This window comes from Psychrobacter sp. AOP22-C1-C5 (assembly GCF_052378885.1).
Classification (GTDB): domain Bacteria; phylum Pseudomonadota; class Gammaproteobacteria; order Pseudomonadales; family Moraxellaceae; genus Psychrobacter.
In genome coordinates this window covers 272,330-298,374 of record NZ_JBQSYC010000002.1, presented here as the reverse complement: position 1 = coordinate 298,374, position 26,045 = coordinate 272,330, and the positions used below count along the sequence as shown (strand labels likewise).

Annotated in this window: 19 protein-coding genes; 8 read left to right on the top strand and 11 right to left on the bottom strand. The window is 43.2% G+C overall.

Annotated elements, in window-relative coordinates; genetic code table 11:
* Positions 1-229: 229 nt before the first annotated feature.
* Both ACT3TH_RS03775 and ACT3TH_RS03770 read left to right on the top strand, forming a co-directional pair.
* Positions 230-943, top strand: a complete 714-nt coding sequence (locus ACT3TH_RS03775; RefSeq protein ID WP_444754519.1) for a YidB family protein — start codon at positions 230-232, stop codon at positions 941-943.
* Positions 944-1,266: 323 nt separating this feature from the next.
* A complete protein-coding gene (locus ACT3TH_RS03770; RefSeq protein ID WP_444754518.1) occupies positions 1,267-2,724 on the top strand; it encodes an anion permease in 1,458 nt (485 codons plus the stop codon).
* A 56-nt stretch (positions 2,725-2,780) separates the two neighbouring features.
* On the opposite strand, the gene ACT3TH_RS03765 is transcribed toward ACT3TH_RS03770, so the two are convergent.
* From ACT3TH_RS03765 to trmB, 3 genes are all read right to left on the bottom strand, one after another.
* Entirely contained in the window at positions 2,781-3,869 is a 1,089-nt protein-coding gene (locus tag ACT3TH_RS03765; protein ID WP_444754517.1) for a regulatory protein RecX, read from the bottom strand.
* A 39-nt stretch (positions 3,870-3,908) separates the two neighbouring features.
* Positions 3,909-4,967 carry a recombinase RecA gene (gene recA / locus ACT3TH_RS03760; RefSeq protein ID WP_444754516.1) on the bottom strand — a complete coding sequence of 353 codons (1,059 nt, stop codon included), beginning with the start codon at positions 4,965-4,967 and terminating at the stop codon, positions 3,909-3,911.
* A gap of 1,053 nt (positions 4,968-6,020) precedes the next feature.
* Entirely contained in the window at positions 6,021-6,860 is an 840-nt protein-coding gene (trmB, locus tag ACT3TH_RS03755; RefSeq protein WP_444754515.1) for a tRNA (guanosine(46)-N7)-methyltransferase TrmB, read from the bottom strand.
* 198 nt (positions 6,861-7,058) lie between these two features.
* Here trmB and ACT3TH_RS03750 point away from each other — a divergent pair, with 198 nt between their 5' ends.
* Complete coding sequence (locus ACT3TH_RS03750) at positions 7,059-7,988, top strand: DUF2628 domain-containing protein (RefSeq protein WP_444754514.1); 930 nt, start codon at positions 7,059-7,061, stop codon at positions 7,986-7,988.
* A gap of 24 nt (positions 7,989-8,012) precedes the next feature.
* On the opposite strand, the gene ACT3TH_RS03745 is transcribed toward ACT3TH_RS03750, so the two are convergent.
* The 8 genes from ACT3TH_RS03745 to gmk all read right to left on the bottom strand — a co-directional run bounded on the left by ACT3TH_RS03745 (position 8,013) and on the right by gmk (position 19,237).
* Complete coding sequence (locus tag ACT3TH_RS03745; RefSeq protein WP_444754513.1) at positions 8,013-9,899, bottom strand: monovalent cation:proton antiporter-2 (CPA2) family protein; 1,887 nt, start codon at positions 9,897-9,899, stop codon at positions 8,013-8,015.
* Between the two features lie 76 nt (positions 9,900-9,975).
* On the bottom strand, positions 9,976-10,680 hold the full coding sequence (locus tag ACT3TH_RS03740; RefSeq protein ID WP_444754512.1) for a hypothetical protein: 705 nt from the start codon (positions 10,678-10,680) through the stop codon (positions 9,976-9,978).
* A 572-nt stretch (positions 10,681-11,252) separates the two neighbouring features.
* Positions 11,253-12,431: a cation diffusion facilitator family transporter gene (locus ACT3TH_RS03735; RefSeq protein ID WP_444754511.1), complete on the bottom strand. Its 1,179-nt coding sequence runs from the start codon at positions 12,429-12,431 to the stop codon at positions 11,253-11,255.
* Positions 12,432-12,660: 229 nt separating this feature from the next.
* Positions 12,661-14,958, bottom strand: coding sequence for a primosomal protein N' (locus tag ACT3TH_RS03730; RefSeq protein ID WP_444754510.1), 2,298 nt, complete (start codon positions 14,956-14,958; stop codon positions 12,661-12,663).
* Between the two features lie 142 nt (positions 14,959-15,100).
* Positions 15,101-15,481 (bottom strand): RidA family protein, encoded by a 381-nt coding sequence (locus tag ACT3TH_RS03725; protein ID WP_444754509.1) that lies wholly within the window; start codon positions 15,479-15,481, stop codon positions 15,101-15,103.
* Between the two features lie 138 nt (positions 15,482-15,619).
* Positions 15,620-17,818 (bottom strand): RelA/SpoT family protein, encoded by a 2,199-nt coding sequence (locus tag ACT3TH_RS03720; protein WP_444754508.1) that lies wholly within the window; start codon positions 17,816-17,818, stop codon positions 15,620-15,622.
* 370 nt (positions 17,819-18,188) lie between these two features.
* Complete coding sequence (gene rpoZ, locus ACT3TH_RS03715) at positions 18,189-18,449, bottom strand: DNA-directed RNA polymerase subunit omega (protein ID WP_062845329.1); 261 nt, start codon at positions 18,447-18,449, stop codon at positions 18,189-18,191.
* A gap of 161 nt (positions 18,450-18,610) precedes the next feature.
* Positions 18,611-19,237 carry a guanylate kinase gene (gene gmk / locus ACT3TH_RS03710; RefSeq protein WP_444754507.1) on the bottom strand — a complete coding sequence of 209 codons (627 nt, stop codon included), beginning with the start codon at positions 19,235-19,237 and terminating at the stop codon, positions 18,611-18,613.
* Positions 19,238-19,569: 332 nt separating this feature from the next.
* Here gmk and ispH point away from each other — a divergent pair, with 332 nt between their 5' ends.
* The 5 genes from ispH to ACT3TH_RS03685 all read left to right on the top strand — a co-directional run bounded on the left by ispH (position 19,570) and on the right by ACT3TH_RS03685 (position 25,983).
* The gene (ispH, locus tag ACT3TH_RS03705) at positions 19,570-20,526 is read left to right on the top strand and encodes a 4-hydroxy-3-methylbut-2-enyl diphosphate reductase (RefSeq protein ID WP_444754506.1); all 957 of its coding nucleotides are present in this window, start codon (positions 19,570-19,572) and stop codon (positions 20,524-20,526) included.
* Between the two features lie 43 nt (positions 20,527-20,569).
* Positions 20,570-20,818, top strand: coding sequence for a hypothetical protein (locus tag ACT3TH_RS03700; protein ID WP_444754505.1), 249 nt, complete (start codon positions 20,570-20,572; stop codon positions 20,816-20,818).
* Positions 20,819-20,918: 100 nt separating this feature from the next.
* Positions 20,919-21,734 (top strand): thioesterase family protein, encoded by an 816-nt coding sequence (locus ACT3TH_RS03695; protein ID WP_444754504.1) that lies wholly within the window; start codon positions 20,919-20,921, stop codon positions 21,732-21,734.
* Positions 21,735-22,182: 448 nt separating this feature from the next.
* The gene (gene htpG, locus ACT3TH_RS03690; protein WP_444754503.1) at positions 22,183-24,189 is read left to right on the top strand and encodes a molecular chaperone HtpG; all 2,007 of its coding nucleotides are present in this window, start codon (positions 22,183-22,185) and stop codon (positions 24,187-24,189) included.
* Positions 24,190-24,504: 315 nt separating this feature from the next.
* Positions 24,505-25,983, top strand: a complete 1,479-nt coding sequence (locus tag ACT3TH_RS03685) for a C13 family peptidase (RefSeq protein ID WP_444754502.1) — start codon at positions 24,505-24,507, stop codon at positions 25,981-25,983.
* Positions 25,984-26,045 lie beyond the last annotated feature (62 nt).

Genomic DNA, 26,045 nt, shown 5'->3' with positions numbered 1-26,045 from the left:
TTAGATATTTTCACTTTGAGTCCTTTATTTATAAGCTTACGAACCCCTACATGTCATAACAAAACACCTATCTTGGCGGTGAAAGAGATTTGTTATATTGCAAAGTAAGAGTAAAGCAGATTAAACCAATACCAATACTTACTAGCCATATAACGCTTGAATAACAGCAAGTTGGAAAAAAGTAGTGGTTAATCAATTATAAATGATAGGATGAAAAGAGGAATAGATCATGAGCTTATTAGGGAATTTAGTGAGTCAAGTTGCTCGTAGTGCGATGAACCCAGAAGATGCACAACGCAACCCGGTTAATCAAAATATCAACCCACGTCGTACTGGTGGTCTTGGTGATATCCTAGGTAGTGTATTGGGCGGTGGCAACCAAACTGGCGGCTATAATCCACGTCAGTATGATCGTCAGCCAGATAACGGTTTTGGTTTGGACGATATCATTGGTGGTCTTACTGGTGGCAATCAGCGCGGTAGCGTGAACTCAGGCGCGGGTGGTTTAGGAGATATCTTAGGTAGCGTATTGGGCGGTCAGCGTACTAGAAGTGGTTTTGGTGGTAAAGGAATGCTAATCGCTATATTGATGCCAATGGTACTAAGCTGGATTAAAAATAATGGCGGCGTAAGCGGCGCATTATCGAAAATTACTGGTATGGGATACGACAATCAGGCTCGCTCTTGGATGAGCAATCAAGAGGATAATGATAATCTGGATCCAAATGATATCAATCGTTTATTCGATGAAAACGAGATTCAGCAAGTGGCTGCTAATACAGGGGCCAACGAGGTAGAGGTGCGTCAAGGTCTGGCAGAATTGTTGCCTGAAGTGATGAATCAGTTGACGCCGAATGGTAATCTGGAAAATGAAGCAGAAGCAAATGCAGAGATTGACCAAATTATGGGACAGTTGTCTAACCGATTAAATACTTTAAAGTAATTTTATATTTTAAAATATATGAGTCTCAAGTTGACTTCAAAAAAGAGTGCGTTGAATAACGTGCTCTTTTTTTATTCGATATCCCGTACTTGTGACTGGCAATAAGGGTAGGTACTACCGCGAGGATTAATACACTATATAGGCTAAATAGATATGTTAAAAATGGTGAACAATAGCAAAACGGCCATATAAATCTTATAAGATGCTTATACCATTCATCTAGTACACTTCATGCATTTTTGTCTTACGACATCTGATTTTTTAAGCATATTTTTGCGATATAAACATCAGATGATATAAGCATATGATAAGGATACCGACTCATGCCGTTTAAACCTATTCAAGCAGCTATTGCCATCATAGTTGGTTTGGTTATCTGGTTTATCATCCCTGCGCCATCTGGCGTTACGCCTGAAGCATGGCACATGTTGGCATTATTTATTGCCACTATTGTTGCTATCATCGGCAAGGTACTGCCTATTGGTGCCATTGCTATCATTGCGATCACTTTAGTCGCTCTGACCGGAGTAACGAGCGATAGCCCGCAACAAGCCATTAGCGACGCCTTATCAAGCTATTCAAGTCCGCTGATTTGGTTAATTGGTATTGCAGTGATGATATCGCGTGGTTTGATAAAAACAGGTTTGGGTCGACGTATTGCTTATTATTTCATCTCAATCTTCGGTAAAAAAACCATTGGCGTAGCATATTCGTTGGCAGCAGCTGAGCTCATGATAGCACCGATAACGCCCTCTAATACCGCTCGTGGCGGCGGTATTATACATCCCATTATGAAATCCATCGCCCAAAGTTTTCATTCAACACCAGAAGAAGGTACGCAGAATAAAATGGGTCGCTACTTAGCGATGGTCAATTATCATGCCAACCCTATCACTTCTGGTATGTTTATTACGGCCACTGCCCCCAACCCTTTAGTCGTAGACTTAGTCAATAAAGCCACAGGCGGTGACATTCAATTGTCATGGACGACGTGGGCGGTGGCGATGTTTATACCCGGCATGTTGTGTTTAATTGTCATGCCATTGGTTATTTACGTGATATATCCGCCTGAGGTCAAAATCACACCCGATGCCAAAGGCTTTGCAAAAGACAATCTGGCAGAAATGGGGAAAATAAGTACCCAAGAAAAAATCATGCTTGGCGTATTTGGTCTGATGCTGCTGCTATGGGCGAATATTCCAGCCTTGATTTTAGGTGAGCAGTATAGCGTTGATGCTACTACAACAGCCTTCATTGGCTTGACGACCTTGATATTGACAGGTGTGCTGACTTGGGATGATATTCTAAAAGAAAAGTCGGCGTGGGATACCATCATTTGGTTCGGTGCCCTTATCATGATGGCAGCTTATCTCAATGAGCTGGGTTTAATTGGTTGGTTTTCAGGCCAGATTGAGTCTCTCATAGGGACAACTGGGGTAGGTTGGATAGGCGCAGTAACGATTTTGACCTTAGTATATCTGTACATCCATTACTTTTTCGCGAGTACCACAGCCCACATCACGGCACTGTTTGCCGCCTTTTATGCAGTGGGGCTGACCTTGGGTGCGCCGCCAATGCTGTACGCACTGATCTTGGCTGCCGCCGGTAATATCATGATGACGCTGACACATTACGCGACAGGTACTGCGCCAGTGATTTTTAATTCAGGATATGTGACGTTAAAAGAATGGTGGAGCATTGGGGCAATTATGAGTGTGGTGAATCTAGTCATTTGGATAGGTGCTGGACTGATTTGGTGGAAAATACTCGGCTATTATTAACCGATAAAACAATATGTCTGAACGTTCTGATGGTTATGTATTTTAAAGAACGGGTGTTAAAAGCGTTCCTCTAGTGTGTCTAATGTATAATTGAGTGCATCAAAACAGATATCGGTATTAAACCCTCTGTATTGCAAAAACCGCAATTGCCGGGCTTTGTCTTTTTGTTCGACAGGTATGTCATCCCCGTACTTCTTGGTACGGGCTATGACTGCCAGTTTTAACCAATCAACACCATCAATCAGATTGTCTGTACTGTCGTCCACAAACTCGATAAATTCATCTGACTCATTATTTGCCATATCAATCAGCTCGTCGATATTACTGGGCATGGCAATCTTCTTACGATAAAACTCCTGCTTGATACGTCCGCGCCCGCGACCTTTACGAATATTCTCGCGTATGAGCATTAGAGTAGTGCGATAATCACTTTGATAGCCTTTTTCTTCAAATTCATCGAGGAGCGCATCGATTTTTTCTGGGTCTTGCTCTTTATCGATCAGCTTTTGTTTGAGCTCAGCTTTGCCATATTCGCGGCGTGACAAATAATAAAATGCCAGCCAACGCAACCGGCTTTCAGCTTTAATAGCATCGATGTCGGCTTGTCGTTGCCCTGGGGTGCGCAAATAAGCCTTGAGCGCCGCAGGTAGATTGCCGCTCTGACTTTCTGTGTCATCATCGTCAGTTGCCGATAGGGCGGAGATGTTATTATTTTTTGAATACAGCTCGGAGTCAGCTTCGTGAACAGAGTCAATGCTATCTTGATTGCTGTTCTTGACCTCTGCTAGCATCTCTTTGATACTTTGTGCTTCAGGTGGCTTATAAACAGGCGTGTCGCTAGGCTCAGCGGTGAAGTTAGCCGCTGGGTGAAAGCGTTTTTTACGCTTTTTGGATTGGGCTTGTTTTTTAATAGCAGAAGAAGGTGAATCAACCGATTCTATGTCGACGATAGAGTCGCCACTTACAAACTTAGTAGTTGCTGAATGGTCTTTGCTTAAATAGGTCGTGCGTTTACCCGATTTACTGGGTTTTTTGGGCTCATCTTTATAGACATGCTTAAAAGGTTTTTTTCGTTTTTCATCAACGGCGCTCGATGAGTCGGTATCCGACTCAGCGAGTATTTCAGCCAATGTTTTAATTTTCATAATAAATGATAACTATGGATAACAGTAAATTATCAAACGTTATTGTACAGGTTCAGAAGCTAGCTCTTCATCAGCTTCGTCTACGTCTACTGGAGCACTGATTTTTTTCGAGCCAAGTTTTTCGTCACGAATTTTATCTTCGATCTCTTTGGCAACGGCAGGGTTTTCTTTTAAAAACAGTACTGAGTTGGCTTTACCTTGACCGATTTTTTCATCACCATAGCTATACCAAGAGCCAGCTTTACCAACGGCACCAATCTCAACGCCTAAGTCAATAACTTCAGCTAGGTGATTGGTACCTTCGCCATAAGTAATCTCAAACTCTGCTTGGCGAAATGGTGGCGCCATTTTGTTTTTTATAACTTTGACGCGAGTTTGGTTACCGATAATCTCATCGCCGTTTTTGACCGCACCAATACGGCGAATGTCCATACGTACTGAAGCATAGAACTTGAGCGCATTACCACCAGTGGTGGTCTCAGGACTACCGAACATAACACCGATTTTCATACGAATCTGGTTAATAAATACTACCATACAGTTAGAGCGTTTGGCGTTACCAGTGATTTTACGTAAGGCTTGGCTCATAAGACGGGCTTGTAGACCCATATGCGAATCACCCATCTCACCTTCAATCTCTGCTCGCGGCGTCAACGCAGCAACTGAGTCGATGACGATCATATCGATTGCGCCTGAACGGACCAACATGTCGGTAATTTCGAGCGCTTGTTCGCCGTTATCAGGCTGAGAGAGTAATAGCTCATCTGTGTTTACACCCAATTTGCGCGCATAAACAGGGTCAAGGGCGTGTTCTGCATCGATGAAAGCACAGGTGCCACCTTGTTTTTGGCATTCTGCAATGGCTTGTAATGTCATGGTCGTTTTACCAGAGCTTTCAGGGCCATAGATTTCAACGATACGACCTTTTGGTAGGCCACCAATGCCAAGGGCAATGTCCAGACCTAATGAACCTGTGGAGACCACGTCGACATCAAGAACGGCAGAGTCATCACCTAAGTGCATAATGGTGTTTTTACCAAATTGCTTTTCAATTTGACCTAGTGCCGCTTTGAGTGCTTTGGCTTTATTGTCGTCCATACTGGATTCCTTGTGTGCAATAATTGATTTGGAATTGTCGGTTTATATGCTATAAATATATTGTTCTTACTACTGAGAATATTGATTTAATGAAGCAAGCCATTGCTTAGGTTGTAAGCATTAAATGGTAAGCAACTACCAGCACTTGGCTGGCAAAGATAGATAATTACATCAGTAGTGTAGTCAGCAATATCTCATATATCACGCTACTATACAGTAAATTCAGATGATGATAAAAGTAGAAATAAGTTCATAGTTAATGGCTTTTATCATAACTCTTTAATCATACCATGCTTGTTAATTATCAATTCTACTCTTTCACACTATTGATTAGATGAGGTAATTATAACAAAATCTAATAGGGTTATAAGGCACAAAACTATGCTAAACGACATGAGCTGTCGCATGGTATAGCACTGATGATTTATGCAGAGTTACGCAGGAGCAAAAGGTAATTTAGGATGCGATAATGATGCTGTTTGTCAATAGGTTTATAAGTTGTCCACAACAAATAAACTGCTTATATTTAGTCATTGTGAAACATCACTCCACATAGAATTATTTTTAAAAAATATTGAAAATAATTTTTTATGATTAAATATAAGATATAAGCTATTGATTTTAAATAAAATTTAAATCGTACAAAAAATGAACGATTTTACCTATCCCTTTATGCTACCTAGGAAAAATCCTGTCAAGTAGTGACTTATACACAGGGTTATCCACAGCTTATGGGGAGAACTCTCGAAGCCCTTATAGCACCAATGCTTGCGCAGATAATAAATGTTGAAGCGCGCGCGTATCATTCCTTTTTTGGCATTATAAAACTGTGTGTCCGTCAAAAAATCGATAACTATAGCCTATGTTTCACATGTTACCGTTTTATGAATTTTTTTTATTAAAAAGACAGATCGCTGATAAATGAAGGGATACAGCAGCCAGATACGCTGATATTCTTTTAGAAAACAGTAAATGATTAATTTGCAAGTACAAAAAAAGCGGCTAAATAGTTTAGCCGCCACACATAAATTTATCAAAAGCTTACTATCAAAATTAATCTTTAATATAGATTAAATCCCAAACACCATGTCCACGCTCTAGACCGCGACGCTCAAACTTGGTCATTGGACGAAAGTCAGGACGGTCAGTGAAATTTCCTATACCCGCTTGATTGGTCAGTCCGGCAAAATCGTCTAAAACATCTACCATCCAAAAAGCATAATGCTCCCAATCCGTTGCGGTATGAAACCAGCCACCTTGTTTTAAGCTACGAGTCAAAATGGTCATACGTTCAGGACTGACAAAACGACGCTTATAATGACGCTTTTTTTGCCATGGGTCAGGGAAATAAAGCTGAATGCGATCGATGTGATTTTCTGGTAATTGCTTGAGCAATTGAATGGCGTCACCGTTAATGATTTTGACATTGGTTAAACCTTGAGTACCAGCCATGTACGCGCATTTACCAATACCTGGCTCATGTACTTCAACGCCAACGAAATTACGCGTAGGCTCGGCTGCTGCCATCTCAATAAATGAGTCGCCCAAACCAAAACCAATTTCTAGGGTAAGCGGCGCATCAGAACCATTAGGGCTATCAGCAAATAACGAGCGTAAGTTATCGATACCCTCTAGGTTGCCATCACCGAAGCTATTATTCACCAAATACTCAGCAAACTCTGGATCAGTCAGGGCCATCTCGGCATTTTTATTCATGTGCGTGCGTCGTTTCATGAATGTATTGACGATACGCAGATGTTTGTCAGAGGTAGGGTCTGTTTCGCTGTTGGCACTGGTATGAATATCGATAGGTTGGTTAGTGCTATTAAGGTTTTGCTCATCAGTAGTATTGGTACTGGTGGCATTATCATTGATATCAGAATGTGGACTCATAGGATTAATAGGGCTTAATTAGGTGGGTGAGGTGGGCTCATTATAAGTCAAATCTGTACAACTGTGAATGTACAATCCTATTTTAGCGTGTTTGCCACTCACGTCTGTGGTTTCTCTATCCTATATAGTTGTTTTGGCGTTATCATATCCTCATATTAATATCGTCGTTTTTTCTAAGAGCCAAGTGAGCGTATTGCCATGCTATTTATTGAGACGGATTCGCCGCCCCCTTTCTATCAAGAACAATTGACTCCTACCAGGCGCAATCAATTGGATAAATGGTTTATTGGTCATCGTAGCCAGCGCTACTATCTCAAACGCTTTGAGCAATTTGATCAACAAGGTTATCTGTCGCCGAAATGGCATTGGGCGGCGTTTTTTGTGACCTTTCCTTGGCTGTTATATCGCAAGCGTTACATGGATGCGATTGTATATAGTGTGGCAGGGTGGTCCTTTATCCAGCTCAATATCGCCATTGTACTGGTCATGTTTGAATTTCTGGCAATGTCTTATATTCCTGACGCTTATCAGATAGCCACGCGTATAGGCATTGCCGCGATAATTTGGCTGTTTTGGTCGTTTATGGTTGCACGCTGGACAGACGCTTATTATTACCGAATGGCGCGACGTGAGATTGCCGATGCTATTAATGACTATCCGCGAGATGAAGCTGCACAGCAAGCGCATTTGCATAGAGAGGGCGGGGTTAGTTTATTCGGTTTGGGTTTAGGATTTGGACTTTTCGCATTCGCGTTGATAGTGATTAAAGTGCAGTTTTTACCTCTTATCGCTAAGCCACAAGCAAATGAAGTACTGTTTGATGCCTATGATAGTGCCAAGACCGTACAAAATCGAGTAGCGCTGGTGTATCGGCAGACAGGACAGTGCCCAGTTGGCTTGCCCATCAATACTGAAACTGAGCAAATACGCATTCAAATCGATACCAAGGCAGCTGGCGTACCAAAAACAGATTGTGCCGTTATTGCCACAATTCAGAACGTTAAGTTCCCTATACGTTATTTGAACAATCAGACGCTGGTTTTTTATCATCTACCAGACGGTGATAATTGGGACTGTATGAGCTCCCTTAATAAAAAACAAGCGCCTAAAAGTTGTAGTACAGAGTAGGTCTTTTATTGAAACATTACCTTATTAATTTTTAGAATCCGTAGCAGGGTCGTCTTTAGTATCCGTTGGCGTCGCTTGGCTTTTTAACGCATCATAAAAGTCGCTCAAATCCATTTTACGAGCTTTATCGATGTCTTCATCAAACAAACTTTCAAGCTCTGCCATGGCCGATTGTGCTGACTCAATCATGCTGGCTTCATCGTCATAGATGGCTTGTTGACGTTCAATCAAATCATCATCATAGTCACGGAACGTTTTTACCGTTTCGCGCGCTTTTTCTGGCGAGATACCGAGCAGTTGCAGTGATTCACGTGACATATCTAAAGACGACAAGTAGGTCTCACGCCAGATATGACGCACGCCAACCTCGCGTAAGCGATAATAGTGTTGGCGATCACGGGCACGTGCTAGTACGATTATCTTTGGATAGTTTTTGCGTAAGTATTGAGCCGTTGTGATGGAGCGTTCTAAATCATCAATGGCAAGAATAAATAGGCGGGCTTTTTTGATACCAGCCGCACGTAAGATTTCTGGATTTTTTGGATCGCCATAATAGACTTGGTTACCGAATTTACGGACGAAATCTACTCGATTGGCAGAACGCTCAATGGCAGTAAATTCAATATTGTGCATGCGTAGCACACGACCGATAATCTGACCGACTCGTCCAAAACCTGCAATAATCACCTGATGCTCATGATCGGGAATGGAGTCGTACTCGCGACTTGGTTTGCTTTTGGCAAATAGAGGTTCTCCCACTTTTTCTAATAATAAAAATGCCAGTGGCGTGAGTGCCATAGAAATGGTGACGATAAGGTTAAGCGTATTAGCAAGCTCTGGTCGTAAGACATTTTGGGCAGTTGCCACACTAAACAAGACAAAAGCAAACTCACCGCCTTGCGCCAAAGTGACACCCAACCTAATACTGGTCGGCCAGCGATTGCCTAACACTTTTGCAATCGCTGCAATGACACCGAATTTGATAAACATCAATGCCATTGCACAGCCAATAATAAGGATCGGTTTTTCCAAGATAAGTTTGACATCAGTCAACATACCGACCGACATGAAAAACAGTCCCAGTAACAACCCTTTGAAAGGCTCAATACTGGCTTCTAATTCATGACGATACTCAGAATCGGCGAGCAGTACGCCCGTTAAAAACGCACCCAATGCCATCGATAGACCAATCTGCCCCATCAAAATAGACACGCCCATGACGATAAATAGCGCAACGGCAGTCAGTAATTCTGACGCTCCACTTGAGGCCACAAATTTAAAAAATGGTCGGATGATGTAACGACTGGCAAAGATGAGCCCGGCAAAAACAGCGAAGACCTTGCCAAAATAAATTAAGTCATAGGTTTGTTCGCGCACCCCTGATAGAAACGGGATGACCGCTAGCAGTGGAATGACGGCAATATCTTGGAATAATAAAATCGTAAACGCTTCACGTCCATGGGTGCTTGAAAGCTGCTGTTTTTCAGTCAGTATCTGTAGTACGAAAGCTGTGGAAGAGAGCGCAAGGCCAAAGCCGACGATAAAAGCCGTGTCTAGTTGCAAGCCAAAGAACTGATGCAAAAGCCCCATCAATAACGTGCCGGTCAGACCTACTTGTAGGCCACCCAGTACAAATATTGAACGGCGTAGCGCCCACAATCGTGAGGGTTGAAGCTCAAGCCCAATGATAAAGAGTAGCATGACCACGCCAAACTCAGAAAAGTGCAATAAACTCTCAGCATCGCCCGCCACATCCAAAGCACTTGGGCCCAGTATCAATCCCGTAATCAGGTAACCCAATACGGTCGCAATACCGAAGCGTTTGCCAAGGGGTACAAAGAGCAATGCTGCGCCCAAGAAAATCGTGGCTTGTAACATTAAATTTGGTGAGCCGGCGGCGGCAGCGAACATCTTGTATCCTTAAGGGTGGCAATAAAAAAAGCTATATAGAATGGCGATGATAAAAATACTATAACGTCGACGTTAGTTATTTTTTGCGGTAGATTTTCCAAATGCCGTTATCTGCAAGTGGGTTGCTATAAGCATCATTACGACGCTTACGCGGAGTTTGTCGACTGTCTACGATCTTAAAGTCTGGTAGAGCATGAACAATGAGTCCTGTTCGATAAAAGCGTACCCGTTCAGGCTCAATCATCTCACCCTTATTATCACGGCAAAAAACATAAGCCCTTAGATCAATAAATTCACGGTGCGCCACCAAACGAGCTTCCTCATCATTGTCAAATACTGCTGACATACGCGCGATGTCATCAGCGCTATAATCACCGCATTTGTCAGTAAGCGCGCCTACTGAGCCAAAGCTTTTGGATTCTTTGGCACGAGTTTTGGTGAGATGTAAGCGCTGAACATGATAGATAAACTGCGGTATCTCAAGGCTAGCAGGTAATGACAGATAATCAGGTGGTAGATTGGCAGCAGGATAAAAAGCCATCGCACGCGCAAGCAAAGGTTGCCAGCGCTGCTGATAAGCCTGAACCTCGGCTAAGTTGCCTTCATAAATGGGCATGTCACGAATTTGACGCAAAATGTCGGGTGGAAATTGCGTATCTCGGAAGCTGGCAATGTCTTCTTGCAGCGTCGATAGCAAAACTTTGGCGTGCTTTTTGCCATCCTTTGATGCAGGGTCTTCAATATGGTCTGGGGCGACAAAAGGCGCTGAGCGTTTAGACATGATAGAAGGCCACAGTTGATTATGAATAAGCGTTTAAATGTTAAGTATACAGAATTTATCTTAAAAATATGACAGCAGGGCTGATTTTTTCAGCGTTTTTAACACGCGATTACAATGATAAAAACTCCCGTGATACGCACTCATTCAAAATCAACGCTTTTCTAGATTTATTTTTAGTTGTTTGAATAGAGTATGTGATAATAAATATGAAACGTTAAATAAGTTATAGAGATTACTTATGAATAATCGTTCATCCAATTTGACTGCTCATTATAAATGGCGAGGCCTATTAAAAACTTTTGGCAAAATAGTCGTAAGCATTATCTGTTCAGGATTGGCACTATTATTGGGGTTTTGGTTAGTGATAGCATCAAACATGGGACCAACTTATTTACTAAGTGTGTGCAATGGATGTTTAGATCACTGGATTAGAATGGTGCTGTTAGGAGCTGGGGTAGGTATTTGGCTCACAACAGCAGTTGGATTAATTTTTCTTATACTGCGTTATTTTTTCCATTCAACTAAATGTAACCGGTAATTGGTAGAATCCATATAAATAAGTCTTCATAGTTTCAATGATGATGACCCGCGTGACTATTATTGGTAGCTGATTGCGTCGAGATGTCACAAACTAAGGCATCACTATGTGTTCCAGTTTGTGGAAGCGATGCGCTTTCGACCTGAATAGTGGCGTGATGAATGCCAAGTTCAAGCAAGCTTAATTCCAAACTGCCAATTAACACATTCGATTGATGAATATTCATTTCTCCATCGACAACGATATGACAGGATAATGCATTTAAGCCGCTAGTAATGCTCCAAACATGAAGGTCATGGACTGCTTTTACTTGCGGGTGAGTGAGTAGTTTTTGCTCAACATTGACTAACGCTATATTGGCAGGCGTGCCTTCCATCAAAATGTGTACTGAATCACGTACGACACGGTAGCCACTCACTAAGATAAGCACTGCCACAATGACTGAGGCTACAGCGTCTGCCCATAACCAACCAAATCCCATCATCAATAACGCAGCAATGATGGCAGCGACTGAACCCAGCAAATCACTCAATACGTGCAAGTAAGCACTTTGCATATTTAGATTAACGGGTTCTTTATTATTCGATGGCTTAGTATCAGATGACTTGGTGCCATCTGATCCATGACTATGCCTATGCTCATCGTTATTATGGCTTCCTCTGTGCATGAGCCAAGCGACCAAAATATTAACCAACATACCGACAGTCGCAATGATCAGCATACCTTGGGTAGCAATCTCGGATGGCGAATTAAAGCGTTTGATTGCTTCATAAAAAATCATGAGCGCAATGATAATCAGCGTAGCGCCATTTACCGTCGCAACTAAGATCTCAAAGCGCTTATAGCCAAAAGTTTTTTGGTGAGTGGCTGCTTTTTCGCCAATTTTAAAAGCTATTAGGGTAGCGCCAAGTGCTATCGCATCGCTTAACATGTGACCGGCATCTGATAACAGCGCCAAGCTTCCTGTGAGCCAGCCACCGATGGCCTCGATAAACATGTAGCTGGTAATGATGATAAAGCTAATAAGCAACGTGCGTTGATAGCCTTTGGTATCTCGTGGAGACGTGGTCTTCTCTAGATTGGTATCGTGATCGTGATGGTCTTGTCCATCGTGCGCATAGGTATGATGCCCACTATCTTGATGCTTGTGCGTATCAGTAGTCTTCTGGTGAGTGTGGTCATTATGTCGAGAGTTTGAATTTTCTGGATTCATAGCAGCACTCAGATTCGCTGACATTCAATGGAATAATGAATAGGCATTTTACATAAAGCGGTGGTGGTTTTTTGAGCACTACCGCGAAACAGCTATTATAAATTTATCATAGTCGAATTTTAGAAGCTGTAACAGCGAAGTAAAAATAATGCAGACAGTCGATATGACTCATTCAAAATAAAAAAGTAGTCTATAAAGGCGGCGCAGTGATCAATTGAGAAAGCTTAAACTACCAGCCTATAGGATCAATATCTAAAGTAAGTTTAAGATATTTAGCGCTTGGCAGAGCAAGGACTGGTTGCCACCACTGACCCAATACATGGTGAAGTTGTTGCCTATCTTTAGCTAATAATAGTAGCTGGGCGTGGTAGCGGCTGTTCTTTTTGCTCATTGGTGCATCAATAGGGCCAAGTACGGCCAGATTGTGCGCACTTGGTAGTAGGGCAATCGCATCTTTGAGTGCTTGAGTGGTAGCGGTCATTGTCTTGCCTTCACAGCGTATTAGGGCGGCATAGCTGTGAGGCGGCAGACCCATCATTTTACGTTCTTGTAGCAATTCACGAGCAAATGACAAATACCCATCTTTGACCAGTTTTAATAACAATTCGTTATCCGGTTGCAACGTTTGAATCAGCACTCGTCCTGCTTTGTCGCCGCGTCCAGCGCGTCCAGCCACCTGAATCATTAGCTGAGCAGTATGTTCAGGCGAGCGAAAGTCTGCGGACAAAAACCCACGATCAGCATTGGGTAGACAGACGAGGGTGACGTTGGGAAAGTGATGACCTTTGGCGACCATTTGCGTGCCGACCAATATCGCAGGTTTGCCTTCATTGATACGTTGGTAGATATTTTCCCAGCTGTCTTTCAATCTTGTCGTATCCCGATCGATTTGAATAATGGGATAGAGCGCTTTACTGGTTTGAGGGTTGGCAAAAATCGCATGCAGGTTTTCGCTCAGTCTGGTGGTACCCATACCTTTGGCGTCTAAATTTTGACTGCCGCAATCAGGGCAGACAGTAGGAATGTAGGCTTGCCAATCACAGTGGTGGCATTTTAAATAAGAATTGCTTGAGTAATGGCTATGTTGAGCTTGGCTATTGTAATGTACGGTCAAATGAGCATCACAACGTGGACAGTCAGCCTGCCAACCACAAGCATTGCACAATAAAACAGGTGCATAGCCGCGGCGGTTCAAGAATATCAATACTTGATCACCAGCTTCTAGCGTTTGTCGTATTGCCCCAATTAATTTATCTGTCAGGCCCGTGTCATAACGTGCCCCGTCGTCCGTGGTTTGTTGATGGGTACTTTGTAGACGAGCATCAATGAGCTGCATAGGCGCAGGTTTAGCATTACCAGGGCGCGTCAGCAGCTGATACTCTACCAACTTGGCGTCATCAACCAATTTTAAATGCTCAAGAGAAGGGGTGGCCGTACCAAGCACGACCGGTATGTTGTGCTGCAAGCCACGATACAGGGCAACGTCAGCTGCATGATAGCGCAACGTATCTTGTTGTTTATATGAGCCATCATGAGCTTCATCGACGACAATGAGTCCCAGATCTGCAAAGGGATACAGTACGGCTGAGCGTGTGCCAATGATGATTTGCGCATGTCCAGTGCGGCAGTCTTGCCATCCTTGTAAGCGATGGGTATTGTTCATTCCTGAATGCAGCAAAACGATATGCGCGGCAAATCGACTGGCAAACCGCGCACGTGTTTGCGGTGTCAAACCAATCTCTGGCACTAAAATCAAGACCTGCTTTCCGGATTCTAGTACCGCTTGCATGGCTTGTAGGTAGACCTCAGTCTTACCGCTGCCTGTAATACCATTTAACAAAAATCCCGTGTAGCGTTTGGCTTCATGCGCAGCAATGATCGCATCGACGGCAAGCTGCTGTTCCTCATTCAGATCAAGGGGCATTTTTGCTAATTTGACAGGTGAGGGCGCTTGTTTTGTTTGAATATACCGTTCAATAAGGCCTTTGTCTTCAAGCGCTTTTAAAAACGCTCGTTGCATGCCCTCTAACAATAAGACGTCTTCACTTGCACCGCGCTCGCCATGTAGCTTTAGCATATCAAATTGCTGTTTTTGTTTTTTGGCGTTGGCGCGAAAATCATCATCAGTGATGTGTGGCAAAATTCGCCAGTGCGTAATCAGCAAATCTAATGGTTTGCCTTGACGAACCAAGCTCGGCAATATGACAGCTAAGACGTCGCCAAGCGGATAGTGATAATACCGAGCAAGCCAATGGGCTAGCTTTAGCATGCTATCGCCTAAAATAGGATCAGCATCTAAGCATTTATTGATGGGTTTTAGCTTATTGAGTGGTACGCTACTATCAGTTTCAGAAACATGAGCAACAACGATGCCAATCAAGGTTTGTCGGCCGAATGATACCTCGACACGGCTACCAATTTGCGGTATCTGTGTGGAAATGGCATTTGGCAACATGCTCATATTTGCTGGCAGGCTGTAGTCAAACACCCGATAAAGGGGGACGGGCAGAGCAACTTGTACCAACATAAAATGTACCCATCGCCTTTAGACAGTTAAATAAGGATAGTAAAAGGATAACAGCAGTAAGCCCAAATAGTGCTATTTGGGCTTACTTTAGAAAGAGGTATTTTGACTCAGAAGATTAGCAGTCATGATGTAGGTGTTAAGATTACTCAATATATAAGATAGACTCAATCTCGACCACACCACCTTTTGGCAAGGCAGCCACTTGGACCGCTGCACGCGCAGGATACGGCTCACTTAAGTTGGCAACAAATACTTCATTCAAAGCGGCAAAGTCATTCAAATCAGTTAATGACACATTAAATTTGACCACATCATTCAAGCTGCCACCAGCGGCTTCACAGATGGCTTTGATGTTTTCAAACACTTGCTTTGCTTGTGCTTCAAAGCCTTCTTTTAATTCCATTGTCTCAGGATCAAAACCAAGCTGTCCTGAAATATAGACGGTATTACCGACTTTTACGGCTTGTGAATAAGTGCCGACAGCCACAGGAGCTTTGTCTGTTTGGATGGTTTGACGGGTCATATGATGTCCTTTTTATATTTTTCTGGTTTGGTTAGTGGAAATGCATTATTTACTATATTTTATCATCATTCTAAGATTATTGAAAAAGCTCTAAAACGATGAGCTGGTACTATCAATAACTACCACTTCGCCGTTTTGTTACAGCTGATATAAGCGCATGATATTGGGGAAGCCAAGTAATGAGCGCAGTTCGCGAATACCTTGCGCTAAGTGATTGCGACTACGCACAATGATATGGATGATGGTATCACTGCTACGGACATCAATGGTTTCGACGCCTATATTTAATTGGCGTAGATGATAGATCACTTCAGTGATTTGTTCATCACTGAGAGAAATAGACAATTTCAAATAGGCTGGAAAACGAATTTTCCCATTATTTTTTATATCATTCTCGCCTGATTCGCCTTGCTTGACCGCTTTATCATTGCGCCATCGCAATTGGATAACCTGATACGGATTGTCCTTACGAATGTCATCAATGGAGAAGCACTTGTGGCGATGTACGACCAAACCATGACGTGATAAATGACCAACGATAGGATCGCCATATATCGGGTGACAACAATTGGCAAAATCAAGCTCAACGCCAGAAGCGTTAACTATAAGCTGCTGGGGCTGAGTCATATCCTCGCTATGCTCTTTTGCTTGTAAGTCATTTACTTCATCGCTAAACAAGCGGGTAACCACCAACTGCGGCAGCAACGTGCCAGAACTTATTTGCTCAAATAAAGCATCTTTTTCTGTTAATCCTCGCCATTCAGTGAGGTTTTTCCAATCACTGTCTGTCAAATCATCGAGACTTTTTTGGTACGTTTTAAGAGCACGGTCTAACGCTTGCTGACCATGATGCTGCTTATCGGCCACAGACAAATCTTTAAACCAGCGTAGAATCTCTTCACGGGCTTTATTGGTGACCACAAACCCGAGCCATTCTGCTTTTGGTTCTGAGTGGCTATTTACTTCGATTTCGACCAATTGTCCATTTTTTACTACGGTACCAAGCTTGGCAGGTTTGCCATCGATGTTTGCGCCAACCGCCACATTGCCAACCATTGGTCCGACCGCGTAAGCAAAATCTAGCGCTGTTGCCCCTTGTGGTAGCTCATAGGCACGTCCTTTTGGACTGTAACAAATGATTTTACTTGAGTGTAAATAGTCCATCAGCTCATTGATTGTAGAGACTGCCGCCGAAAAATCGGGACTGTTTTCATTTAAATTGTCTTCGTCGACCAAATCTTTCATATTGCGTAACGAGGCTTGAATGACTGATTGACTGACGTCGGATGCGTGCTCTGCACCGATGACGCCAAGCCTTGCTGCGCTTTGCATTTGCTTGGTCAAAATAGTTACTTTTACCACATCGTTGTCGCGCTCATAAATAAGAGTGAGCGACTGATTACCACCTGGTAAGGGTCTGCGAATATTATCAGCAATGTGACTGTCATCAATCTGATATTTTTTAATCAAATAATAAGCCAACTTATCACAGGATTCGACATTGTCGAGGACAATTTCAAACGCATAATGGCGTAATAAGGCATTGATCTCACCGCGATTGCGGAAAAATTGACGATAAATGACCACACGATTATCTAAAACTTTGACCAGTCCATTCAGCTCCAAGTTATTGAGGACAATACTCAAATAGCGATGGATGGCTTCTCTTTGAAAATTACGGCCAAGGCCATGCTGCAAAAGCTTATCAGACAGCTTGTTGTACATATCAGAATCAAGGTTACGATAACAGAGCACTTCGATGTAATCAGCGATGTCATTGAGACCCATCAATCGTGCGAATGGGACATAAAAATCTAGGGTTTCTTGCGCGGTGGTACGTTGCTTTTCGGGACGTACTGCATCAAGCGTGGACATATTATGCAAGCGGTCGGCAAGCTTAATAATCAACACGCGTGGATCAGCCAAGGTGGCAGTCAGAATTTTATGAAAAGTGGCGGCTTTATTTTGCTGCTTATTATGTGAAGAAGACTTTAGCTTGGTCACACCATCGACCAGTCTTGCCACGATTTTGCCATAGCGCTGCTCAAGCTGCTCGTCACTTACTTCAGTATCTTCGACGGTATCGTGCAAAATCGCTGCGATAATTGTGTCTCGATCTAGACGAAAACCCGCCAATATCTCAGCGACCGCAATAGGATGCGTAATATAAGGTTCCCCTGATTTGCGCTTGTCTTTAATGTGCGCAATATCACCGAACTCACACGCGTCAATAATATCACGGCGTTCAGCGGCAGTGAGGTAACCTACTGAGCGCAGTAAATTATATTGAGCTTCATCGACTAGATGATGACTGAGTTTGGGTAAGGTTTGACTCATAAAGCAACGATCCTATTTTCCATTACCTATTTTCCAAGCTAGCTATGAAGGTAAATAGTGACTGAATGAATGCTGACCTATTATACAAAAGCTCAAGAAAAAAAAGCTAAGAATGGGTAGATTACCTTCTAATTAATCGTAAATCGCATTCAATGTCAACTGCTAAGCAAGCAGGGGCTATAAAAATTTAGAAATTTGAACTCAACGGTATATTCTGAAGTATAAATGGTGTCTAAAACAATCAAAGCAATATTATTACAACTAAAAAACCACAGCCGATGCTGTGGTCTCTATCATCACTATGTATTTGGATATAAAGCTTTAATAAGCTCTATAGCAGTAATACAAATGACCTTATCAAAGCAGCCAATTAGAAGCTATGGTCGCCTGATAATGCCAAATCTAGTGAGCTGGTTGCAAAGTGATGCTCTGGCTGATTGAGAATATCACGTGTGATTTTACCAGCAGCAATCTCGCGTAATGCTAATACAGTAGGCTTGTCGTTATCGACACTAACCAATGGCTCAGCAATACCTTTAGCCAATTGACGAGCGCGCTTGCTTGCCACCAAAATCAACTCAAAGCGATTATCAACGTTATCTAAACAATCTTCAATCGTCACTCGTGCCATAAATAGCTACCTCGGTTGTTTTTATTAGTAATGGACATGGTCCGCCACTCAATAAAAATAATATCAAAAATATAAAAAGGGATAGCCAGATATTATAGCATTTTTTGCTCAGTCGCGTAGTCGCTTTTTATATTGACTTAAATAAACGGCTCAGGCTTGAATCATTCTTCTGGGTTATCGCTTAGCAAGTTAGTAATCGTGCGATGATAACGTTGCTGCTGACGTTTAAGCGTCTGTCTGTCTGCTACGATAATTGCTTTAAGCTCAGTCAAAGCCACTTCAAAATTGTCATTAATAATAACAAAGTCAAAATGTACGTATTGCGCCATCTCACTTACTGCACCAGCCAGACGCTGCTCTATCACTTCTATGGTATCTTGCGCGCGAGTCGATAGGCGTTGACGTAAGGTTGCAATGCTGGGCGGTAAAATAAAAATCATCGTCGCATCGGTGAATATCTTTTTGACTTGCAACGCCCCTTGCCAGTCAATCTCTAAAATGACATCAACGCCTGCTTCTAACTGCGTGCGCACGCTTTGTTCTGAGGTGCCATAATAATTGCCGAACACTTCCGCGTGTTCCAAAAATTTCTGTTCACCGATTGCGCCTACAAAGCTGTCGACGTCGGTAAAATGGTAATGATGACCGTCAATTTCGCCAGGACGCGGCGCACGGGTCGTATGAGAGACACTGACGGTCAAGTCATTGGTGGTGGCAAGTAATTGCTTTACTAGTGAGGTCTTGCCTGTACCAGAGGCGGCGGTAATGATAAATAATGAACCTGTCATACAGTATGTCCTAATAAAAGACGAAAAGGTGCCCTAGTGAACGGCTAAAGGCTGGTAAAAATAAAAATCGCCATCATGTATGGCGATAGAAATCGGAGTCAATACGTTATTATAAACTGCTTTTATGAATTTTATTTTAATTAAAGCCACACTTGCCACTGTGCGATGAATACTTCAATGTTTTGCTATAGAACATTAACGCTAACATTGGTATTTTCAAGGGCAATAAAAGCAAATTATGCTAAAGTAGAGCCTTGATTTCATCCCAGTCTTTGAATTGAAGCTTTTTAATATAAGCTTTGAATATAAATTATCTAATGATAGGCCTGCTTATGCAAATTTATCTTGCCAACCCACGTGGATTTTGTGCTGGTGTGGACCGTGCAATTGCGATTGTTAATGAAGCATTGACACGTTTTGAGCCACCCATTTATGTTCGTCATGAGGTGGTACATAATAAATTTGTCGTCTCAGACTTGGCAAATCGCGGTGCTGTCTTTGTTGAAGAGCTTCACGAAGTGCCAGATGGTTCTATCGTTATTTTTTCGGCCCATGGCGTGTCAAAAGCGGTTGAAGATGAGGCTGAGCGCCGCGATTTGACAGTATTTGATGCGACTTGTCCGCTCGTCACTAAGGTACATATCGAAGTTGCTAAGTTTGCGCAAGATGGTATGGACGCGGTACTGATTGGTCATGCAGGACATCCTGAGGTAGAAGGCACCATGGGACGTTTTAACCGTCGACATGGTGGTCAGATTCATCTGGTCGAAGATGAAAACGATGTTAAAGCATTGACCGTACAAGACGCTGAACGTTTGGCATTTGTCACGCAAACCACTTTATCGATGGATGATACCGCGCGCGTCATTGATGCGTTGCGCGACAAGTTTCCCAGTATTCAAGGCCCGCGTAAAGACGATATCTGTTATGCCACTCAAAATCGCCAAGATGCGGTAAAAGATCTTGCCAGCCGCTGTGAAGTGGTGCTCGTGGTCGGCTCGCCAAATTCATCAAACTCCAATCGTTTGCGTGAATTGGCAGAGCGCATGAGCTGCCGAGCTTATCTGATTGACAATGCCAGTGAGATGGATAGAAGCTGGTTGGAGGGAGTACAAAGTATCGGCGTGACTGCTGGTGCATCAGCCCCTGAAGTGCTTATTCAAGAAGTGCTACAACAGTTGCAAGACTGGGGCGGTGACTTACCGAGCGAGCTGTCAGGTATTGAGGAAAACGTGACGTTCAGTTTGCCTAAAGCCTTGCGTATTCCAGTTACGCAAGTGGGTAAATAGCGCAAAATAATCAATAAAAATCACCTACGATGGATAAGGTAGAATGAAAAAGCAGAAAAATAAATTTGTCTTGTCAGAAGCCACTCTGAATGAGGTTAACAAGCAATTAAAAATAAACACGTTTGTCATTTGCTTGATTGCCTTAATACTTCTATTGAACGTCGCGCATTTTATGCAAGAGCATCGCCCTTTTTACGCTGTGCTTGTGGTCGTGATGGTTTTTTTATTGTTTATCATTATAAAGAGTCGCCGGATTCTTGAAATGAGAAAGCGGGCGCTTACTAAATCTTAATAAAGCAAAAATTCACAGTATTTTTTCTAAAATAAATTCCCAGAGCATTCGAAAATCGTAAGATAAATGAGAGAAGTTTTATACAAGAACAAGGATGGTCATGTCAGCTTATTATCGCTTTATCAAACGCGAACAACAAGAAAACGGTATCAGTGTTGCGCACTATCAGCCAACCAAACACGCACAGGGCGCTTGGAATGAGCATGAGCAACACATGGCTCCAGCGACAGGTTTGCTCACAGCTGAGCTAAACGGCTATGCGCCGCAAGCCAACATGCGCATTGCTCGTATTAGCCTTGATATTTTAGGCTTAATACCGCTTGATGACTTTACTATTACCACACGCTGTATTCGACCGGGCAAGACCATTGAGTTGATTGAAGCGGTCATGAGCAGTCGTGGCCGCGATGCGATCATTGCGCGTGCATGGCGACTTATGACCCAAGACACCAGTGAGATCGCAGGGCTTGAAGATCAAAAGTTGCAGCATATGCCTGAGGATTTGCCAGCTTGGGATGGTATGAAAGGCTGGCCGGGCGGGTTTATTGAAAGCGTGCACCTAGTGACAGATGCGGAGCGTCGTCCAGGCCGGGGTAGGGTTTGGATAACTAATGATGTTGAGATGGTCGAGGGCATATCTACTGGTGACTTGGTACATCTGTTAGGTATGGTTGATACGGCCAATGGCGTTGTGCCACGGGTTGGTCTTGGCCTATCGACATTGGAATGGATGTTTCCAAACACGGATTTACAAATCCACATGCACCGTGCGCCGCAAGGTCGCTGGCTGGGTATCGAAGCGGTGCAACAATATGGCGATGATGGCATTGGCCTGACCAGCGCGATACTGCATGATACACAAGGACCTTTTGGTCGCAGTGAGCAGATTCTGACCATTCGACCGATGCCACGTTAAGAAATGGGATATCATTTAGCTATTGGTTTTAAAAAACGAAACGAGATATTGTAATCAATTAATTATACAAATATTTGAAAACTGGTTGTAATAGTACCTAACAAGATAATGTCAATCGACCTAGAGGTTACTATGAAAACACATATTCGTTTGTCAAAAAAACTGACGACTATTTGGGAGTTATTGATAGAAGCTTATTCAGAATAGCTGCTCATGCTTTGGCTCTTGTGTAAGCAAATGACTGATACTAGAACACCGCCTTGGTAGACAAGTGCGGTGTTTTTTATTGAATAGGGGTCTTGAGCTTGAAATTTTTTGCTGTGCCCTTATTAGTATAAGCAGCTTAGCAGTATTCAAAACGACGGTTTTTCATAGCCGTTTTAGTACGTTTAAATAGAATCACCGCTATCTTAGAACAACTTTTTACCACCAATTAAAGGAGTTTTTTATGAGTGAACAGACCCAAGCGGATAACAACAACGCTGATAACCTTAATACTGATACAACTGCCTCTAATACAAGCGCCCCTGAATTAAAAAAACACACCTTTGAAGCTGAAGTGGCGCAGCTACTACACCTAGTCACTCATTCGCTGTATTCTAATGCCGATATTTTTGTACGTGAACTGGTTTCTAACGCTTCTGATGCGTGCGACAAATTGCGCTTTGAAGCGACCAATGATGACAGCCTATATGAAAATGATGGTGAACTGCGCATTCGCATCAATGTCGATGAAGACGCCAAAACCATTACCTTTACCGATAACGGTATTGGTATGAATGAAGCCGATGCGATCGAGAACTTGGGTACGATTGCCAAATCAGGCACCAAAGCATTTTTGGACAAATTGTCTGACTCACAAAAACAAGATGGTCAGTTGATCGGTCAGTTCGGTGTAGGCTTTTATTCAGGTTTTATCGTGGCTGATACGATCAGTGTCGAATCACGCAAAGCGGGCGAGCCTGCCGACAAGGGCGTGCGCTGGGTATCAGACGGTACGGGTAGCTTCACCGTTGAGCCTATCAATAAAGCAGAGCGTGGTACTGCCATCACCTTGCATCTAAAAGAAGAATATAGCGAGGGCGAAGACAACTATCTTGACCGCGGCAAAATCAAGCGCTTGGTCAATAAGTACTCAGACCATATCAGCTTGCCCATCCAAATGCGTAAAGAGGTTTGGCAAGAAGACGTTGTCGGTGATGAAGACGACGATACGCCAGCAGGCGGCGAGATGGTGCTGACTGACGAGTGGGAAACCATCAATAAAGCCAGCGCGCTATGGACACGCTCAGCGTCTGAAATTGAAGATGATGAGTATGTCGATTTCTACAAGAACATCACTTACGACATGGATGCGCCGCTGACTTGGACGCACAACCGTGTGGAAGGCCGTGTGCAGTATACGCAATTACTGTATATCCCGAAAAAAGCCCCTGTCGATCTATATACTCGCGAACAGCAACATGGCTTAAAGCTATACGTCAAACGTGTGTTTATTATGGACGAGGCTGAGCAGCTGCTACCGATGTATCTGCGCTTTGTCAAAGGTGTCATTGATTCAGCGGATTTGCCATTGAACGTCAGCCGCGAGTTGTTGCAAGAGTCGCGTGATGTCAAATCAATTCGTGATGGTAACGCACGTCGTATTTTGACCTTGCTATCAAGCTTGGCAAATAGTGAAGACAGCGATAAGCAAGAAAAATTCGCTCAGTTCTACGCAGAGTTTGGTGATGTCATCAAAGAAGGTCTTGGTGAAGACATGGGCAATCAAGAGCGTATTGCCAAACTGCTTCGTTATGCGACCAGCACGCAAGATGGTCTTGAGACCAGCTTTGAAGACTATAAAGCTCGTATGAAAGAGGGTCAAAAAGCTATTTATTATCTAACGGCTGATAACTTAGCTGCGGCCAAAAATAGCCCACAACTCGAGCTGTTTAAGAAAAAAGGCATCGAAGTTATTTTGATGACCAGCCGTGTTGATGAATGGGCGATGAACTTCTTGACTCAGTTTGATGAGACGCCGCTACAGAACATCGCAAAAGGCGCGGTAGACTTAGGCGACTTGCAGGATGAAGCCGAAAAAGCAGAAGCTGAAAAGGCGCAAGAAACGTTAAAGCCCGTTGTCGATAAGCTAAAAGCGGCTTTAGGCGACCGTGCCAAAGACGTGAAAGTATCGACGCGTCTAGTCGACAGTCCAGCTTGTTTGGTCGTTGGTGAAGGTGAGTTGTCACCGCAAATGATTCAGATGCTTAAGCAAATGGGACAGGATGTGCCAGAGAGCAAGCCGACTCTCGAAGTCAACCCTGACCATCCGCTCATTAAAAAGCTAGAGAGTAGTGAGCAGTTTGATGATTTGGCTCAAGTTATTTTCGATCAAGCATTGCTCGCGGATGGTGGTCAATTAGACGATCCTGCCGCTTATCTAAAGCGCGTTAACGAGCTATTAATGAGATAAAACGTCGTATTGAATCAAAAAAGAGATCTTGCATGCAAGGTCTCTTTTTTTGTTTGATTTTAGCCAAATATAAGCAAATTTTACAAATCAGCCTTATCCTCTTGACCGACAATCCGTTACAATCGCGATAGATTAGCGAGCTAAACTATTAGTCTGAGCTATTCATCATTTATAACCATTTCTTAGTCAATTAGCTATAAAACTGATGTTTTTATGCCATAAAAAATGTAAATCAATCACATTAAATGGTAGTCGCATCAAAGCATTTTTAGTTGATTTACTTTATATTTCTCGACTGGCTAGAGGTCTAAGTCTTTGTCACTTGCGTCGTTAAAAACCGTATCACTTCAGCGCTTTTCGCTCAATTTCGCTGCCAATATTATCGCAACTTTGTGGATGCTAGTCGGGTCAACGCGTGCGTTTTCTTGGGTAAAACCCACCTTTATGCAGTTTGCTGTCTTTGCCTTATTGGCGCTCGGCAGCAATGTGCTTTTTTCTTGGTTGGCAGCTGAAAGCGGTAGCCTCTTTAATGAGCAAGGATTGGTCAGCTATTTGATTTGGCCAATGATTATTCTGTTGGGCGGGATCATTTTGGCAAGGCGTGCGGGCAACCAGTCGTTGCTTTTTGTGCCTGTGGTTTTGTGGTTGGTCGCTGATACATTGTCAGCGCTATTGCAAAGCTTAATGCAACTTTTGGGCAGCTACGGCTGGTTACCCAATTGGAGCTATTCATTTTTACCGATTTTGTTTTTGGTGCTGTTTTTGTGGCAGACGCTAGCATTGCTATGGATTTTCTCTCGTCGTCTGCGCATACCGTGGTGGGAGCGAATCATTGTGTTGGTAGGCGCGGTTGCGCTTTTAACCATTTGGCAACGCAATGTCGCTGACCAGCCCATATTCAAACAGATTCCTGTAGAGCCTGTATTAGAAGAGGCGGCTCTATACGAACAGCCCCGTTTGTTGCAAGAAGCCTTGAATAGTATTGACCCTAGCGTATCAGGTAGAACCGATTGGTACTTTATGGGCGTGGCAGGCTTCTCTGAGCAAGACGTTTTTCGCTCTGAGATTAATAAAGTACGTGAGTTATTTGATGTGCGTTTTGGTACCAGTGGTCATTCTTTATCATTAATCAATAACACATATAGCTGGCTTGATGAGCCGATTGCCACCAAAACCAGTATTTTGCGCGGCTTAAAAAGAATCGGTCAGCAGATGAATGCCGACGAAGATGTGTTGATGCTTACGCTATCATCGCACGGTAATACAGATATTATTCAGCTGGAAAACCCGCCACTTGCGATAGAAAATTTAGATGCAGCGTGGCTACGCGAGGCGCTAGATGCTTCAGGCATTCGCTGGCGTGTAATCGTGGTATCTGCCTGTTATTCTGGATCATTCATCGATGATTTGGCATCGCCAACCACGGTAGTGATTACTGCCTCAGCTGCGGATAGACCATCATTTGGTTGCACAAATACTGCTGAAATGACCTATTTTGGACAGGCGTTTTTTGCTGAAAGTCTACGTAGCAATACCAGTTTTGAAGCGGCTTTCAAAGATGCAAGAGTACGTGTTCATGATCGGGAAAGCGTCATGGGGTTTGAGCCCTCAGAGCCGCAGATGGCGATTGGCAGTCTCATGGAGACAGCATTACCTGCGTTTGAACAAGTGTTATTTGATAAAACACGACCGCCAGTCGCTCGCGTTATCAATCAGAATGATACCACTGTTAATATATTGCCTGAGGGTGCTTCACAGCAGCCAGTGGATAGTACAGCAACCACTGCTAATTAATGCTGTAGCATAATTTGAGGTTTTAAAAATTACTACTTTATAAAGACTTTTTATAAGTCATT